The 14,881-nt window shown below is 62.3% G+C and carries 13 protein-coding genes and 1 tRNA gene; 7 read left to right on the top strand and 7 right to left on the bottom strand.

Features of this window, described 5'->3' with window-relative positions:
* Positions 1-45 precede the first annotated feature (45 nt).
* Together J2X76_RS10880 and cpdR1 are read right to left on the bottom strand one after the other, a co-directional pair.
* A tRNA-Val gene (locus J2X76_RS10880) sits at positions 46-120 on the bottom strand.
* Between the two features lie 105 nt (positions 121-225).
* Positions 226-588: a response regulator CpdR1 gene (cpdR1, locus tag J2X76_RS10875; RefSeq protein WP_037077221.1), complete on the bottom strand. Its 363-nt coding sequence runs from the start codon at positions 586-588 to the stop codon at positions 226-228.
* Between the two features lie 184 nt (positions 589-772).
* Here cpdR1 and J2X76_RS10870 point away from each other — a divergent pair, with 184 nt between their 5' ends.
* Together J2X76_RS10870 and hisN are read left to right on the top strand one after the other, a co-directional pair.
* Complete coding sequence (locus J2X76_RS10870; RefSeq protein ID WP_113129491.1) at positions 773-1,660, top strand: N-formylglutamate amidohydrolase; 888 nt, start codon at positions 773-775, stop codon at positions 1,658-1,660.
* A 348-nt stretch (positions 1,661-2,008) separates the two neighbouring features.
* Entirely contained in the window at positions 2,009-2,785 is a 777-nt protein-coding gene (hisN, locus tag J2X76_RS10865; RefSeq protein WP_113129500.1) for a histidinol-phosphatase, read from the top strand.
* Positions 2,786-2,804: 19 nt separating this feature from the next.
* On the opposite strand, the gene J2X76_RS10860 is transcribed toward hisN, so the two are convergent.
* Positions 2,805-3,794: an alpha/beta hydrolase gene (locus tag J2X76_RS10860; protein ID WP_310216545.1), complete on the bottom strand. Its 990-nt coding sequence runs from the start codon at positions 3,792-3,794 to the stop codon at positions 2,805-2,807.
* Positions 3,795-4,029: 235 nt separating this feature from the next.
* Between J2X76_RS10860 and J2X76_RS10855 the strand changes: the two genes are divergently transcribed.
* Positions 4,030-4,413: a YciI family protein gene (locus J2X76_RS10855; protein WP_310215836.1), complete on the top strand. Its 384-nt coding sequence runs from the start codon at positions 4,030-4,032 to the stop codon at positions 4,411-4,413.
* Positions 4,414-4,772: 359 nt separating this feature from the next.
* Positions 4,773-5,255 (top strand): Hsp20 family protein, encoded by a 483-nt coding sequence (locus tag J2X76_RS10850; protein ID WP_113129488.1) that lies wholly within the window; start codon positions 4,773-4,775, stop codon positions 5,253-5,255.
* An 86-nt stretch (positions 5,256-5,341) separates the two neighbouring features.
* Here J2X76_RS10850 and J2X76_RS10845 read toward each other — a convergent pair whose 3' ends face one another.
* The 3 genes from J2X76_RS10845 to J2X76_RS10835 all read right to left on the bottom strand — a co-directional run bounded on the left by J2X76_RS10845 (position 5,342) and on the right by J2X76_RS10835 (position 7,076).
* Positions 5,342-5,755 carry a DUF2442 domain-containing protein gene (locus J2X76_RS10845; RefSeq protein ID WP_113286658.1) on the bottom strand — a complete coding sequence of 138 codons (414 nt, stop codon included), beginning with the start codon at positions 5,753-5,755 and terminating at the stop codon, positions 5,342-5,344.
* Positions 5,742-5,990 carry a DUF4160 domain-containing protein gene (locus J2X76_RS10840; protein WP_310215831.1) on the bottom strand — a complete coding sequence of 83 codons (249 nt, stop codon included), beginning with the start codon at positions 5,988-5,990 and terminating at the stop codon, positions 5,742-5,744. Before J2X76_RS10840 ends, J2X76_RS10845 begins: the two co-directional genes overlap by 14 nt.
* An 84-nt stretch (positions 5,991-6,074) precedes the next feature.
* Complete coding sequence (locus J2X76_RS10835) at positions 6,075-7,076, bottom strand: bile acid:sodium symporter family protein (RefSeq protein WP_310215827.1); 1,002 nt, start codon at positions 7,074-7,076, stop codon at positions 6,075-6,077.
* An 89-nt stretch (positions 7,077-7,165) separates the two neighbouring features.
* On the opposite strand from J2X76_RS10835, the gene J2X76_RS10830 reads away from it, so the two are divergent.
* Positions 7,166-8,023 carry a LysR family transcriptional regulator gene (locus tag J2X76_RS10830; RefSeq protein WP_310215825.1) on the top strand — a complete coding sequence of 286 codons (858 nt, stop codon included), beginning with the start codon at positions 7,166-7,168 and terminating at the stop codon, positions 8,021-8,023.
* Positions 8,024-8,286: 263 nt separating this feature from the next.
* Here the strand turns inward: J2X76_RS10830 and J2X76_RS10825 are convergent, their stop codons facing one another.
* Complete coding sequence (locus J2X76_RS10825; RefSeq protein ID WP_310215823.1) at positions 8,287-9,339, bottom strand: low specificity L-threonine aldolase; 1,053 nt, start codon at positions 9,337-9,339, stop codon at positions 8,287-8,289.
* Positions 9,340-9,859: 520 nt separating this feature from the next.
* Between J2X76_RS10825 and gltB the strand changes: the two genes are divergently transcribed.
* Both gltB and J2X76_RS10815 read left to right on the top strand, forming a co-directional pair.
* Positions 9,860-14,539 carry a glutamate synthase large subunit gene (gene gltB / locus J2X76_RS10820; protein WP_310216542.1) on the top strand — a complete coding sequence of 1,560 codons (4,680 nt, stop codon included), beginning with the start codon at positions 9,860-9,862 and terminating at the stop codon, positions 14,537-14,539.
* 5 nt (positions 14,540-14,544) lie between these two features.
* On the top strand, positions 14,545-14,871 hold the full coding sequence (locus tag J2X76_RS10815; protein ID WP_310216540.1) for a heavy metal-binding domain-containing protein: 327 nt from the start codon (positions 14,545-14,547) through the stop codon (positions 14,869-14,871).
* Positions 14,872-14,881 lie beyond the last annotated feature (10 nt).

Raw genomic sequence — 14,881 nt, 5'->3', positions numbered from 1 at the left:
TATGTCGTCAACCTCATAAACGCCTGCACGGGCAGGGGATCCGGATGGTGGGCGTGACAGGGATTGAACCTGTGACCCCTACGATGTCAACGTAGTGCTCTCCCGCTGAGCTACACGCCCATCCGTGGCGGCGCATAGACCATAGACTGGTCGGGCCGTCAACAGGTTTTTGCCATGAAATGCGAAGGTTTTTTGAAGGCCTTGCAGATCAGGGCTTTCGGGGCCTCAGGCCGCGAGCAGCTTGTTCACTTCATCCACCAGATCGCGCAGGTGGAAGGGCTTCGACAGGACCTTCGCGTCCTTCGGAGCCTTGGAATCAGAATTCAGCGCGACGGCCGCAAAGCCGGTGATGAACATCACCTTGAGATCCGGGTCGAGTTCGGTCGCCCGGCGGGCAAGCTCGATCCCGTCCATTTCCGGCATGACGATGTCGGTCAGGAGCAGCGAGAAGGGCTCTTCGCGCAGGCGGTCATAGGCGCTCGCGCCGTTGTCGAAGGACGCGACCTTGTAGCCCGCCTTTTCAAGCGCCTTCACCAGGAAACGACGCATGTCGTTATCGTCTTCGGCGAGAAGGATTTTCTGAATCATCTCCAGGACCGTTATCCAATGCAAAATTTTAGAGTTGTCGGTATCTCTTACACTGCCAACGCGCGGTAAACATCCGTTTAATGGGGGTGGAAGAGGATTTGGTAGGGTATAGATAGTATGGACTTCGCGTCGGGCAACTGGCAACATGAGTTCCTGAACAAGTTCGTGACATGGTAAAGGCAGGATGGATTGCAACGCAGGTGATTTTGCACAGTTCGAAGTGATGGAGCCCGTCACGCAGACCATCCCCTTCGTCTTCAATTCGCCTCACAGCGGCAGCTTCTATCCGCCTGAATTTCTCGCCGAGAGCGGGCTCGATTCACTCTCCATCCGCCGCTCCGCAGACCATTATGTCGACGAGCTTTTCGCCGATGCGCCGGAGCTCGGTGCGCCGCTGCTTCGAGCCCATTTCCCGCGTGCCTATCTCGATGTCAACCGCGAACCCTACGAGCTCGATCCGCGCATGTTCGACGGGCCTTTGCCGCCTTTCGTCAATATCGGTTCGATGCGGGTCGCGGGCGGGCTCGGCACGATCCCGCGCATCGTTGCGGAAAACATGGAAATCTATCGCCGCCGCTTGCCGGTCGACGAGGCGATGTCGCGTATCGAGACGATCTACAAGCCCTATCATGCCTGCCTGCGCAAGCTGATCGCCCGCACCCACGCCCGTTTCGGGCTCGCCATCCTGATCGACTGCCATTCGATGCCGGGCAATATCCGGCTCTCCGGTTCGGACGTGCGGCCGGACTTCATCATCGGCGACCGCTACGGCACCAGCGCGTCTGCCGAACTCTCTCGGGCGGCGATGCAGTTCCTCGACGGCATGGGGTTCTCGGCGGTGCGCAACAAGCCCTATGCCGGCGGCTTCATCACCGAACATTACGGGCGGCCGGTGCGCGGCCTGCACGCGCTGCAGATCGAGATCAACCGGGCGCTCTACGTGGATGAGGCGACGCTCGACAGGCGACCGGAATTTCCGGTGATCGCGGCCTCGCTTTCCACCTTCATGCGGCAGATGGCCGACTTCGTCGCCGATTTTGCCGGCGGCGACAGCGCGCTCGCGGCCGAATAACTCCTCCGAAGTTTTCCACAGGTTTGGTCTGTCGCCGGCATTATGGCCGGCTGCCGGCTCGATCGCGGGCAAAAAAAACCGCGCTTGTGGGCGCGGCTAAGTCTAGGGAGGAAACACCCAAGGAGGGTATTTACAGTCAAAGACTGTGCATCAAAGCTACGAGTGCGATGCACAAATGTCAAGCAACTTTTTCAACTGATTAAATATGCGCCATTTTTAGGCGGATTGATGAGTTTTTCGGCGGCGGCAGGTTGTTTTTTGATTTTCTGGCCGTGGGCGCGCGAATCCGGTTTTCAGGTTTCGGCGAGTATCCTAGAAAGGATCACCCTCCATCAGCGGACCTTTCCCATGCTTCCCGATCGCGATTTCTTCCATGCGCTTGCCGATGCCGCCAAGGCCGAGACCCTGCCGCGCTTCCGGACCGGACTTTCCGTCGTCAACAAGGAGCAGGGCGGGTTCGACCCGGTGACGGAAGGCGATCGCGCCGCCGAAACGGCGATCCGGGCGCTGATCACCGAGACGTTTCCGCAGCACGGCATTCTCGGCGAAGAGCACGGCAATGTCGGCCTCGACCGCGAACATGTCTGGGTGATCGATCCGATCGATGGCACGCGTGCCTTCATTTCCGGCCTGCCGGTCTGGGGGACGCTGATCGGCTTCCAGTCGAACGGCCGCGCCGCGATGGGCCTGATGGACCAGCCGTTCATCGGCGAGCGGTATTTCGCCGATGGCAGGAACGCCTGGTATTTCGGCCCGGACGGCGAGCGGCAGATTTCGGTGCGCGACTGCGGCAGCCTTGCCGACGCCACCCTGTTCACCACTTCGCCGCATATCTTCGGCGGCGAGGACCTGGCGAAATACCGCTCCGTCGAGGAAAAGGTGCGGCTGTTCCGCTACGGCTGCGACTGCTACGCCTATGTGCTGCTCGCCTCGGGGCATATCGACATCGTCGTCGAGAACAACCTGAAACCTTACGACGTCGGCGCGCTGATCCCGATCATCGAGCAAGCGGGCGGTATCATCACCACCTGGGACGGCGGGCGCCCGGAAAACGGCGGCAATATCCTGGCGGCCGGCAGCAAGGCCGTTCATGCGCAGGCGATGAAGCTGCTGTCCGGCCAATAGGTCGCAAGATAGGCCGGCGTCAAGCCGCGGTTTCGGAAAGCCCCAAGCCGCCGTCCTGGCCGGGCATGAAGGCCTCGATCGCCGCAAGCGCCTGGGCGCGGTAGATATCCCTGTCGTGGAAAAGCTCGTGGCGCGCGCCGTTGATGGTGATGAGCTGGCCGGCGCGGAAATTGCGCGACAGCTCCTCCTGCGCCGCATAGGGGACGATGGCGTCGAGGACGGGCGCGAGGATCAGGGTCGGGATGGTGATTTTCGTCAGGTGCGACTGGGAGGACACGCGGCGCGCGGCCTTGAAGGTCTCATGCAGCCAGCGGGCCGTCGGCGGGCCGATCGCGAGCTCCGGATGGGTGGCGGCGATCTCCATGTTGCGGGCGTAACGTTTCGGATCCGAGGTCAGCGGATTGCCTTCGAATGGGCGGTTGCTGCGGTTGGCGCCCATCGAGAGCCGGCCGAAGCCGGTCCAGCTTGCTAGGCCGGCGAGCGAGCGGATCAGCCCTTCCGGCAGGCCCTGGCCGGACAGCGCGACATAGGGGGCGGCGAGCGCCATCCGGTTGATGCGGTTGGACAGGCGCGGGGCGGCCGACAGCGCGATCAGGGCGCCGGTCGAGTGGGCGACCAGGAAAAAGGGCAGGCGGGCGTCCGGCAGCACGATGTGCTCGAGGAAGATTTCGAGATCCCGCTCATAGTCGAAAAAGCGCCGGACATGGCCCTTGCGCGGATTTTTCGTCAGCCGCTGCGAGCCGCCCTGGCCGCGCAGGTCGAAGGTCGCGACCCAGAGGCCCATGGCGTTCAGGTCGCGGATCGTCTCGAAATATTTCTCGATGGACTCGTTGCGGCCCTGCATGAGCACGATCGTGCCGATCGCCGGCGATATCTCGGAGCGAAACAGGCCGTAGCGCAATCTGGTGCCGCGATGGCCGGTGAAATAGCCGGCCGTGTGGTTGGCCGGGGCCGGATTGCCGGGCGTCGGGTGGAGAATGTCGTCGATGGAATCTGCCGCTTCGCTCATGCCGGTCAGCGTCAGGCAGAGGCGGCGGGACGTCAAGGGAAAAGCGCGGTGAGTGGCATTCAATGAGGCGCCGGGGCGATTTCGGAGAAACCGGAGGCTTGCACCCTGGCGGTCAAACATGTGTATTCAACCGTATTTACAGATTTCAGGATGTTTGTCGGTCCGCCTGGGCAATGAAGTGTGCGTGAGGAGGCCGGATCGGCGCCAGCCGATGGATCATGTGGGAGAGAAACCGATGTACTACGCAATCCTTGCCTATCACCAGGAGGGGGTGGTCGAATCCTGGACACAGGAGGAGGACGAGGCCCTGATGGTCGATCTGCTGCAGATCAACGACCGCCTGGTTGCGCAGAAGGCCTTGGGGCCAGCCGCACGGCTCGGCCCGACGGAGGGCGCCGTGACCCTGCGTGGCAAGGGCGAGGGCATGGTGATCGACGGTCCGTTTGCCGAGACCAAGGAACAGCTGCTTGGCTTCTACGTGGTGGATTTTCCGACCATCGACGGAGCTATTGCGGCGGCGCGGGAGCTTCGCCGCGCCAATCCTACGGCTATCTACGAGATCAGGCCGATCCTGCTCTATCTGCCGGGTGCTTCGCTGGAGACGCGGGACGAGAGCTGAAGGTTCTCTTTTGGGAGAGGGCGGTAAAAAGAAGCCGGAATCGCGGGTCTAGGGATACCCAAAGCGATTCCGGCAATTGATGACCGAAGCGAAGGGACGAATGGAGCTTCGGTCGCGAGAGACAGTCTGCCTTCCACGGTCTGTTCTATCAAAACGATCCTGAACCGGCCCGAAACGGGCTGTTCATGTCAGGTTCACGCGTAAAACCGCGTCGCGAACCGGGGTCTTGAAGCCGCGAAAACCAATCACCATCTGAACTCTGCGGGCGCCACAAAGGGCCTGCTGAACGCAACCGACATCGCCATTACGGGATGCGGGAGCATAGTTTAACCGCAACGTCGCTTCCCAAGGAGGACACCATGCGTCACGTCGATTTCTCTCCCCTTTACCGCTCCACCGTCGGTTTCGACCGCCTTTTCAACCTGCTCGACAGCCGTGGCCCGGCCGACCAGACCCCGAGCTATCCGCCCTACAATATCGAGCGGACCGGCGACAACACCTATCGCATCACCATGGCCGTTGCCGGTTTCGACGAAAAGGAACTGAGCCTCGAAGCCCATGCGAACGTGCTGACGGTGAAGGGTGAAAAGAGCGAAGACGAAGCCGCTGCCGACCAGAGCGAATACCTCTATCGCGGCATCGCCAAGCGCGCCTTCGAGCGCCGCTTCCAGCTCGCCGATCATGTCGAAGTGCAGTCCGCTTCGCTGAAGAACGGCCTGCTCCATATCGACCTCCTCCGGAACATTCCGGAAGCCATGAAGCCCCGTCGCATCGCGATTGCCGCAGACGCAGTCGCTCCGAAGACGATCGAGGCTCAGGTCACCCCGCAGCAGGTCAACTGACCCGCTGCCGGGTTGCCGGCCGATATACTGAGCACGCCCAATGCGGCCCTTCCTCTTGGGGGAAGGGCCGTTTTTCGTTCTGGGGGTTAATTTGCGGCGATTTTTCGCGGGCGTCCGCCCTTGCGGCCATTTTCTCGGGCCGCCGCCGTTTTGGTCGCCGAGCGGACCTTGCCTCCGGCGGCACCCAGTTGAGAGGCCATCCAGCGTTTCGATCCGAAAATGCCTTGCAGGAGGCCGGGGACGTACACGTCGGCGTCGAGTTTCGGCCAGTGAAGACCCAGGCCCGTAGCGCTGATCTCGATCTCAGAAAGCTCTTCCTCCGAAGCTTCGGAAAGCCCTTCGATCTTCCTTGCCGGGATTGCCACCTGGACATCGGTGTTGAGACCGATGACGATGCGGGACGAGCGTCGATCGTAGCGGGCAGAGACGGCATAACCCGCTTCGCGCTGAGCCTGCATGCGTTCCTCGGCTGCTCTCAGTTCCTGTTCAGAAATCGCCATGATGGGCACTCCATGCCGCACAAAGAGCGGCTATTTCTTCTGCGACTGTTTCCTCGATGTGGCGGAGTTCCGCGAGCTTGAAACCGTAGCTCTCCCGCAACTCCAGTGGTCCGCCGGGACAATTCAGGATGAAGACCGCTTCTCCGCCGGCTCCCTTGACGTGGACATGCGCGGGGCGGTGATCGTTCGGATAGATTACGACGCGCAGGCCAGCGAAACGTAGAATGGTCGGCATGACCCAATATAGTAAAACCCAAGCGCTTTGGAAAGCGCCTGGGTTTCAATCTCGTGTCAGGAAAAGGTGAGCAATGCCAGGCCCTCAGGCGGCAGCCGGTGCCGCAACCGTATCCTTCTTCACCTTCAGGCGGTTGGCGTATTTCTGGGCGATGACGGCGCAGGCCATGAGCTGGATCTGGTGGAAAAGCATCAGCGGCAGAACGATGGCACCGATCGAGGCGGACTGGCCGGCGAAGATGGCGTTGGCCATCGGCACGCCGCTTGCCAGCGACTTCTTCGAGCCGGCGAAGGTAATGGTGATCTCGTCTTCCTTGTTGAAGCCGAGCGCCCGGCTGCCGAACATGGTGATACACAGTACGACCGCCAGAAGCGCCATGTCGACCACGATGACAACGCCGATATCGAGCGCCGAGAAGGTGTGCCACAGGCCTTCCATCACCGCTTCCGAAAAGGCGAGGTAGACGACCATCAGGATCGAGCCGCGGTCGACGGGCGCGAGGATCTTCTTCTTCGAGCGGATCCAGTTGCCGATCCAGGGCTGCAGGATCTGGCCGACGACGAAGGGGGCGAGAAGCTGCAACAGGATGCTTTCCAGCGCATCCCAGGAAAAGCCGGCGTCACCAGTGGTCGACAGCAGGAGGCCGGCGAGCAGCGGCGTCAGGAACATGCCGAAGATGTTGGAACCGGAGGCCGCGCAGATCGCCGCCGGCACGTTGCCGCCCGCCATCGAGGTGAAGGCGATCGAGGACTGCACCGTCGAGGGCAGCACGCAGAGGAAGAGGATGCCGGCATAGAGCGGCGGGGCAAGAATATCCGACGGAATGAAGCCGATCATCAGTCCGAGGATCGGGAAGATCGCGAATGTCGTCAGCAGGATCGTCAGGTGCAGGCGCCAGTGCAGGATGCCCGCCACCACGACATCGCGCGACAGGCGCGCGCCGTGCAGGAAGAACAACAGGCCGATGGCGATGTCGGTCGCGATGTTGAACCAGTCGGCATAGACGCCGTGGATCGGCAGGACCGAGGCGAGGATGACGGTGCAGACGAGAAGGACCGTAAAACGGTCCGGCAGAAAACGGCTCATGGGGCAGGTTCCTCGAATTTGAGGATTTACCTCTCCCTTATCATGAAGCAGGATGCAAACACTAACAGTTATCACGATATCGGATAGCCATGCTGAACCTTCATCACCTGAATAGTTTCGTCATGCTGCAGCAGACCGGCAGTTTTACCGAAGCGGCGGCGCGTCTGCGCATCGGCCAGTCCACCGTGACCCAGCATATCCAGCGGCTGGAAAAGTCGCTCGGGCGACAGCTGGTGTTTCGCGATACGCATCAGGTGAAGCTGACGGCGGAGGGCGAGGCGCTGCTCGGTTACGCGCGGGGGATGCTGGACATGAACGGCAAGGTGGCCTCGCTTTTCGGCGAAAGCCGGTTGCGCGGGCGGCTGCGGCTCGGCGTTTCGGAGGACGTGGTGGCGAGCCGGCTGACTTCGATCCTCGAAGATTTCATCCGGCTATATCCTCTGGTGGATCTGGAGCTGACGGTGGCGCTCTCTGCGGTGCTCTACCAGATGCAGGATATCGGCGATCTCGACCTGGTGCTCGCCAAGCGGCATATCGGGGAGACGCATGGCCGGCTGCTTTACCGCGAACCGCTGGTGTGGCTGGCACGTGATCCCGATCTGGTGCTGACGCGCGGCGATGCCCTGCCGCTGATCGCCTTTCCGCCACCGAGCATCACCAGGCGGGTGGCGCAGGAGGCGCTCGACCGGGAAAAGATGGCATGGCGGATCGTCTGCACCTGCGGCAGCCTGAGCGGGCTGACGGCGGCGGCGCGGGCCGGCATGGGCGTGCTCGTCCAGCCGCGCAGCATGGCGCCTTCGGGGCTGAAGGAAATCCCGGGGGATCGGCTGCCGGTGCTCGAAGACGTGGAATTCGTGCTGGTTCCGCGGCGCGGCGCCGATGCCGCGCTCACGGAGGCGCTGTCGAGCCTGATCGTGGCGCAGATCGCGCCGCAGAATTTGGCTTGAGGGTTGTTGGGGGAGGCGCTTGGCTCGCGGGGCAGGGCAAGCGAGGCAGCGTGGAACCCCTCCCCCTTGTGGGGAGGGGTTGGGGAGGGGGCTTCACTCCGTGTGAAAACCCCTCCTGCCTGCCGGCCACCAACCGGGGACGGGTCGCTTGCCCCGTCCCGTCCTCCGGACCCCCACAAGGGGGAGGGTTAGGGATGCCGAACCGCCTCACTTCCCCTAGGCGATAGCGCTGACCCCATTGGGAGATCGAAACGCGGCGCCGTTCAGCCCGCCCTGCAGATCGACAGGAACTGGTCGATATCCTCTTCGGTGGTGGCAAACGAGGTGACGAGGCGGATCAGGGTTTCGTCGTTCCTGACCGGCTCCGGCATGTTGGTCGGCGCCGGCCAGCCGTAGAATTTGGCGCCCTGCGCTTCCGCAGCCTCGGCGGACGCCTTGTTGAGCACGGCGAAGACCTCGTTGGAGGTCGTCTCCCAGGCAAGCCTGGTGCTGTTCAGCGAGGCGATCCCGGCGCGCAGGCGATCGGCCATGCTGTTGGCGTGGCTTGCCATGTTGAGCCACAGGCCGTCCTGCAGATAGGCGTCGAACTGGGCTGAGATGAAGCGGGTCTTCGAGAACAGCTGGGCGGCGCGCTTGCGGATGAAGGCGAAGTCTTTCGCGAGATCCGGATTGAAAAAGACGATCGCTTCCGCACACCAGCAGCCGTTCTTGGTGCCACCGAAGGAGAGGATGTCGATACCGCGCTTCCAGGTCATTTCGGCGGGCGTGCAGCCGAGCGAGACCAGGGCGTTGGCGAAACGGGCGCCGTCCATATGGACCGGCAGGCCGTTCGCCCTGGCGATGGCGGTGAGCGCGTCGATCTCGGCGAGCGTATAGATGGTGCCGGTCTCGGTCGCCTGGGTGAGGGTTACGGCGGCGGCGCGGCCATGATGCAGCGAATCCTGCGGGAAGCCGGCGATGCGGGCGCTGAGCTTTTCCGGGTCCATCTTGCCGTCTTCGCCTTCGACCGGAACCATGCGCATGCCGGAAAAGAAGTCTGGCGCGCCGCATTCGTCCTCGATCACATGCGCTTCCGTATGGGAGAAGGCGACGCCTCCGACGCGCGCGATGCTGGCAAGCGACAGCGAATTGGCGGCTGTGCCGGTCGAGACGAAATAGACGGAGACGTCGCGCTCGAAGATCTCGTTGAACCGGGCCTCGACCGCCTTGTCGAGGTCGCTATTGCCATACGCGGCGGCAAACCGGGTCGACTCTCTGGAAAGGCGTTCATTGATGGACGGATGGGCGCCGGCCCAGTTGTCGGAAGCGAAAAACATTCTGAAAAACACCCTGGAAACTTTGGCTTGGAAGGCGGGCGGAGATTAATCCTTTTGAACCGGTAATCAATCGGCCAGCGCGCTCAAAGGCCCAAAACGGTTAGGTCAGCAAGCAGCACGCTTTAAAAGCCTGACTGGCGTAATTAAATTTCGACATCTACGGCATTCGGCGTAATCTTCTGTCGCCTAATGCGGCGGATTTTTATGAAGCGCTCTTGTGGCCGGTTAACTTATATGGCATAGATTTTGAGAATTAGGACAGAAGTGCTGTCCTAATTTCGGGAAATGAAGCGCCAAGTCGCTCCTCTTTCCCGCTGACGCTTACGCCGATCCGGGTTATGCTGCGCTGCGAAGCTGCATCTGGTGCCGGAGCGGCGCCATTGCATGAATCACGGGATGGAGCCTGGTCTGTCATCCCCAAGAGACAATTGAGAGCCACTTTGCCGGCTGCCGAAGGCGGCCAACAGGAGGAATGACGATGACGAAGACCATCTCCGAGATATCAGGCGTTGAAGCCCCGATGTCCGCCGAGACGAAAGCTCGCATTCCGTTTGTCCCGACCGGCATTCCGGCCGGTCAGGGCCTTTATGATCCGCGCAACGAACACGATGCCTGTGGCGTCGGCTTTATCGCTCATATGAAGGGCAAGAAGTCGCACCAGATCGTCAAGGACGGCCTGTTCATCCTCGAAAACCTGACGCATCGCGGTGCCGTCGGCGCCGATCCGCTGATGGGCGACGGCGCGGGCATCCTGGTGCAGATCCCCGACCGTTTCTTCCGCGAGGAGATGGCCGCTCAGGGCGTGACCCTGCCGAAGGCGGGCGAATATGCCGTCGGTCACATCTTCATGCCGCGCAAGGCCGACGAGATCGAGCACTACAAGAAGGTGATCGAGGACGTCATCGCGGAGGAGGGGCAGCAGTTCCTCGGTTTCCGCGACGTGCCGGTCGACAATTCTTCGCTCTCGAAGGCGCCGGATATCGCCGCTACCGAGCCGCATCACGTCCAGGTCTTCATCGGCGCCGGCAAGGACGCCGCGACCAACCACGATTTCGAGCGCAAGCTGTTCCTGATCCGCAAGGTGATCTCCAACCGCATCTACGACGCCTTCGGCGGCGTCGACATGGGCTTCTATCCGGTGTCCCTGTCGTCCTCGACGATCGTCTACAAGGGCATGTTCCTCGCCTACCAGGTCGGAGCCTATTACAAGGACCTGTCGGACCCGCGGTTCGAGACGGCGGTGGCGCTCGTCCACCAGCGGTTCTCGACCAACACCTTCCCGTCTTGGAAGCTCGCGCATCCCTACCGCATGGTCGCCCATAACGGCGAAATCAACACGCTGCGCGGCAACGTCAACTGGATGGCGGCGCGCCAGGCGTCAGTCTCGTCACCGCTGTTCGGCGAAGACATTTCCAAGCTCTGGCCGATCTCCTACGAAGGCCAGTCGGATACGGCCTGTTTCGACAACGCGCTCGAATTCCTCGTGCGCGGCGGTTATTCCATGGCGCATGCCGTGATGATGCTGATCCCGGAAGCCTGGGCCGGCAACCAGTCGATGGCGCCGGAACGCAAGGCCTTCTACGAATACCATGCGGCCCTGATGGAGCCTTGGGACGGCCCGGCGGCGGTTGCCTTCACAGACGGCAAGCAGATCGGCGCGACGCTCGACCGCAACGGCCTGCGTCCGGCCCGCTACATGGTGACCGACGATGACCGCATCATCATGGCGTCGGAATCCGGCGTTCTGCCGGTGCCGGAAGAGAGCATCATCAAGAAGTGGCGCCTGCAGCCCGGCAAGATGCTGCTGATCGACATGGAAAAGGGGCAGATTATCTCGGATGACGAGCTGAAGTCCGAGCTTGCGACCAAGCATCCCTACAGCAAGTGGCTGGACAAGACCCAGCTCATCCTCGAAGACCTGAAGCCGGTGGAGCCGCGGGCGCTGCGCCGCGACGTGTCGCTGCTCGACCGCCAGCAGGCCTTTGGCTACACATCGGAAGACACCAAGATCCTGATGTCGCCGATGGCGACGACCGGCCAGGAAGCTGTGGGTTCGATGGGCACCGACACGCCGATCTCAGCCATGTCGGAAAAGTCGAAGCTGCTCTACACCTATTTCAAGCAGAACTTCGCGCAGGTCACCAACCCGCCGATCGACCCGATCCGCGAAGAGCTAGTGATGAGCCTGGTGTCGTTCATCGGCCCGCGTCCGAACATCCTCGACCACGAGGGTGCGGCGAACGCCAAGCGGCTGGAAGTGCGCCAGCCGATCCTCACCAACGGCGATCTCGAAAAGATCCGCTCGATCGGCCACACCGAAGACCGGTTCGACACCAAGACGCTCGATTTCACCTATGACATCGAGCGCGGCGCCGAAGGCATGCCGGAAATGCTCGACCGGCTCTGCGAGCGGGCGGAAGCGGCGGTCAAGGGCGGCTACAACATCATCGTATTGTCCGACCGCCAGATCGGCCCGGACCGCATCGCGATCCCGGCGCTGCTGGCGACGGCCGCCGTGCACCATCACCTGATTCGCAAGGGCCTGCGCACCTCGGTCGGCCTCGTCGTCGAATCCGGCGAACCGCGTGAAATCCATCACTTCTGCTGTCTTGCCGGTTACGGCGCCGAGGCGATCAACCCCTATCTCGCGTTCGACACGCTGACCGACATGCACATGCGCGGCGAGTTCCCGAAGGAAGTCGACGCCCAGGAAGTCGTCTACCGTTACATCAAAGCGGTCGGCAAGGGCATGCTCAAGGTCATGTCCAAGATGGGCATCTCGACCTACCAGTCCTATTGCGGCGCGCAGATTTTTGACGCGATCGGGCTGTCTTCGGGTCTGGTCGAGAAGTATTTCTTCGGCACGGCTTCGAACATCGAAGGCGTCGGGCTCGAAGAGATCGCGGAGGAAACCGTCACCCGCCATCATGCGGCCTTCGGCAAGGACCCGGTTCTGGCAACCACGCTCGATATCGGCGGCGAATATGCCTATCGCATGCGTGGAGAAAGCCACGCCTGGACGCCTGACGTCGTCGCGACCCTACAGCATGCCGTGCGCGGCAACAGCCAGGACCGCTACCGCGAATTCGCCGAGATGGTGAACGAAAGCGCGGTTCGGATGAACACGATCCGCGGCCTGTTCAAGATCAAGTCGGCGGAGACGATCGGCCGCAAGCCGGTGTCGATCGACGAGGTGGAACCGGCGGTCGATATCGTCAAGCGCTTCTCGACCGGCGCCATGTCGTTCGGCTCGATTTCCCGTGAGGCGCATACGACGCTCGCCATCGCCATGAACCGGATCGGCGGCAAGTCGAACACCGGCGAAGGCGGCGAGGAGAGCGACCGCTACATGCCGCTTCCGGACGGCAGCCAGAACCCCGAACGTTCGGCGATCAAGCAGGTCGCGTCCGGCCGCTTCGGGGTGACGACCGAATACCTGGTCAACGCGGACATGCTGCAGATCAAGGTGGCGCAAGGGGCCAAGCCCGGCGAAGGCGGCCAGCTGCCCGGCCACAAGGTGGATGCGACGGTCGCCAAGACCCGTCATTCGACGCCGGGCGTCGGCCTCATCTCGCCGCCGCCGCATCATGACATCTATTCGATCGAAGACCTGGCGCAGCTGATCTACGACCTGAAGAACGTCAACCCGACCTCGGATATTTCCGTCAAGCTCGTCTCGGAAGTGGGTGTCGGCACGGTTGCGGCCGGCGTCGCCAAGGCGCGCGCCGACCATATCACGGTCGCCGGCTTCGACGGCGGTACGGGCGCTTCGCCGCTGACCTCGCTGAAGCATGCGGGCAGCCCATGGGAAATCGGCCTTGCCGAAACCCAGCAGACGCTGGTGCTGAACGGGCTCCGCTCGCGCATCGCACTTCAGGTGGACGGTGGTCTTAAGACCGGCCGCGACGTCATCATCGGCGCACTGCTGGGTGCCGACGAATTCGGTTTCGCGACGGCTCCGGTCATCGCCGCCGGCTGCATCATGATGCGCAAGTGCCATCTGAACACCTGTCCGGTCGGCGTCGCCACCCAGGATCCGGTGCTGCGCAAGCGCTTCAAGGGCACGCCGGAGCACGTGATCAACTACTTCTTCTTCGTCGCCGAAGAAGTGCGCGAGATCCTCGCCTCGCTCGGCTTTACGAAGTTCGACGAGATCATCGGCATGGTCGAGCTTCTGGAAAAGGACGAGATGATCGCCCACTGGAAGTCCAAGGGCCTCGATTTCTCAAAAATCTTCCACAAGGTCGAGGCTCCAAAGAACGCGACCTTCTGGACCGAACGGCAGAAGCATCCGATCGACGATATCCTCGACCGCAAGCTGATCGAGAAGTCGCAGCCCGCCCTTGAAAACAAGGAGCCGGTGGTCTTCGAAGTGCCGATCAGGAACGTCGATCGGTCCGCCGGAGCGATGCTGTCCGGCGCGCTTGCAAAGCGCTGGCGCCACAAGGGCCTCAAGGACGACACGATCCATGTGACGCTGCGCGGCACGGCCGGTCAGTCGTTCGGCGCGTTCCTTGCGCATGGCATCACGTTCGATCTCGTCGGCGACGGCAACGACTATGTCGGCAAGGGGCTTTCGGGCGGCCGCATCATCGTGCGCCCGCCGGAAAACTCCAAGATCGTCGCGGAGAACTCGATCATCGTCGGCAATACGGTTCTATACGGCGCTATCACCGGCGAGTGCTATTTCCGCGGCGTGGCCGGCGAGCGTTTTGCCGTGCGCAACTCCGGCGCCATCGCGGTCGTCGAGGGGGTCGGTGACCACGGTTGCGAATACATGACCGGCGGTATCGTCGTCGTGCTCGGCGAGACGGGACGCAACTTCGCGGCCGGCATGTCCGGCGGTGTCGCCTACGTGCTCGACGAGAGCGGCGATTTCGCCAAGCGCTGCAACATGGCGATGGTCGAGCTCGAGCCGGTTCCGGAAGAGGACGACATGCTGGAGAAGCTGCACCATCATGGCGGCGACCTCATGCACAAGGGACGCGTCGACGTTTCCGAGGACATGACGCGCCACGACGAGGAGCGGCTCTACCAGCTCATCTCCAACCACCTTCACTACACCGGCTCGACCCGCGCCAAGGAAATTCTCGACCGCTGGAGCGAATACCGGCCGAAGTTCCGCAAGGTCATGCCGGTCGAATACCGCCGCGCGCTGGTGGAGATGGAGCGGATGCGGATGGGAGTGGCTGCGGAATGAGCGGGATCATCGTCACCACGACGTCGACGATCGAAGGCAAGGCGATCGCCGAATACCGGGGCATCGTCACCGGCGAGGCCATTCTCGGGACCAACATCTTCCGCGACCTTTTCGCGGGGATCCGGGATCTCGTCGGCGGCCGCTCGGCCTCCTACGAGCAGGTTCTGAAAGAGGCGCGCGAGACGGCGCTCGGAGAGCTTGAAGAACGGGCTCGCGCCATGGGTGCCAACGCCGTCGTCGGCGTCGACATCGATTATGAAAACATTTCCACCGGTTCCAGCGGTTCGATGCTGATGGTTTCAGTATCCGGAACGGCCGTGGTCGTACGGTAAAGGGGTTTAG

This window comes from Neorhizobium sp. 2083 (assembly GCF_031455615.1).
Lineage (GTDB): Bacteria > Pseudomonadota > Alphaproteobacteria > Rhizobiales > Rhizobiaceae > Neorhizobium.
Note: the sequence above shows the minus strand (reverse complement) of the source record. Positions and strands in the feature narration are given on the sequence as shown.

What these genes read in the sequence shown, in the direction of transcription:
- J2X76_RS10860 (WP_310216545.1), bottom strand. Translation starts at nt 3,794, where the DNA reads ATGAGCGAAGCGGCAGATTCCATCGACGACATTCTCCACCCGACGCCC.
- cpdR1 (WP_037077221.1), bottom strand. Translation starts at nt 588, where the DNA reads ATGATTCAGAAAATCCTTCTCGCCGAAGACGATAACGACATGCGTCGT.
- J2X76_RS10840 (WP_310215831.1), bottom strand. Translation starts at nt 5,990, where the DNA reads ATGCCGACCATTCTACGTTTCGCTGGCCTGCGCGTCGTAATCTATCCG.
- J2X76_RS10855 (WP_310215836.1), top strand. Translation starts at nt 4,030, where the DNA reads ATGTACTACGCAATCCTTGCCTATCACCAGGAGGGGGTGGTCGAATCC.
- hisN (WP_113129500.1), top strand. Translation starts at nt 2,009, where the DNA reads ATGCTTCCCGATCGCGATTTCTTCCATGCGCTTGCCGATGCCGCCAAG.
- J2X76_RS10835 (WP_310215827.1), bottom strand. Translation starts at nt 7,076, where the DNA reads ATGAGCCGTTTTCTGCCGGACCGTTTTACGGTCCTTCTCGTCTGCACC.
- J2X76_RS10870 (WP_113129491.1), top strand. Translation starts at nt 773, where the DNA reads ATGGATTGCAACGCAGGTGATTTTGCACAGTTCGAAGTGATGGAGCCC.
- J2X76_RS10850 (WP_113129488.1), top strand. Translation starts at nt 4,773, where the DNA reads ATGCGTCACGTCGATTTCTCTCCCCTTTACCGCTCCACCGTCGGTTTC.
- J2X76_RS10825 (WP_310215823.1), bottom strand. Translation starts at nt 9,339, where the DNA reads ATGTTTTTCGCTTCCGACAACTGGGCCGGCGCCCATCCGTCCATCAAT.
- J2X76_RS10830 (WP_310215825.1), top strand. Translation starts at nt 7,166, where the DNA reads ATGCTGAACCTTCATCACCTGAATAGTTTCGTCATGCTGCAGCAGACC.
- J2X76_RS10845 (WP_113286658.1), bottom strand. Translation starts at nt 5,755, where the DNA reads ATGGCGATTTCTGAACAGGAACTGAGAGCAGCCGAGGAACGCATGCAG.
- gltB (WP_310216542.1), top strand. Translation starts at nt 9,860, where the DNA reads ATGTCCGCCGAGACGAAAGCTCGCATTCCGTTTGTCCCGACCGGCATT.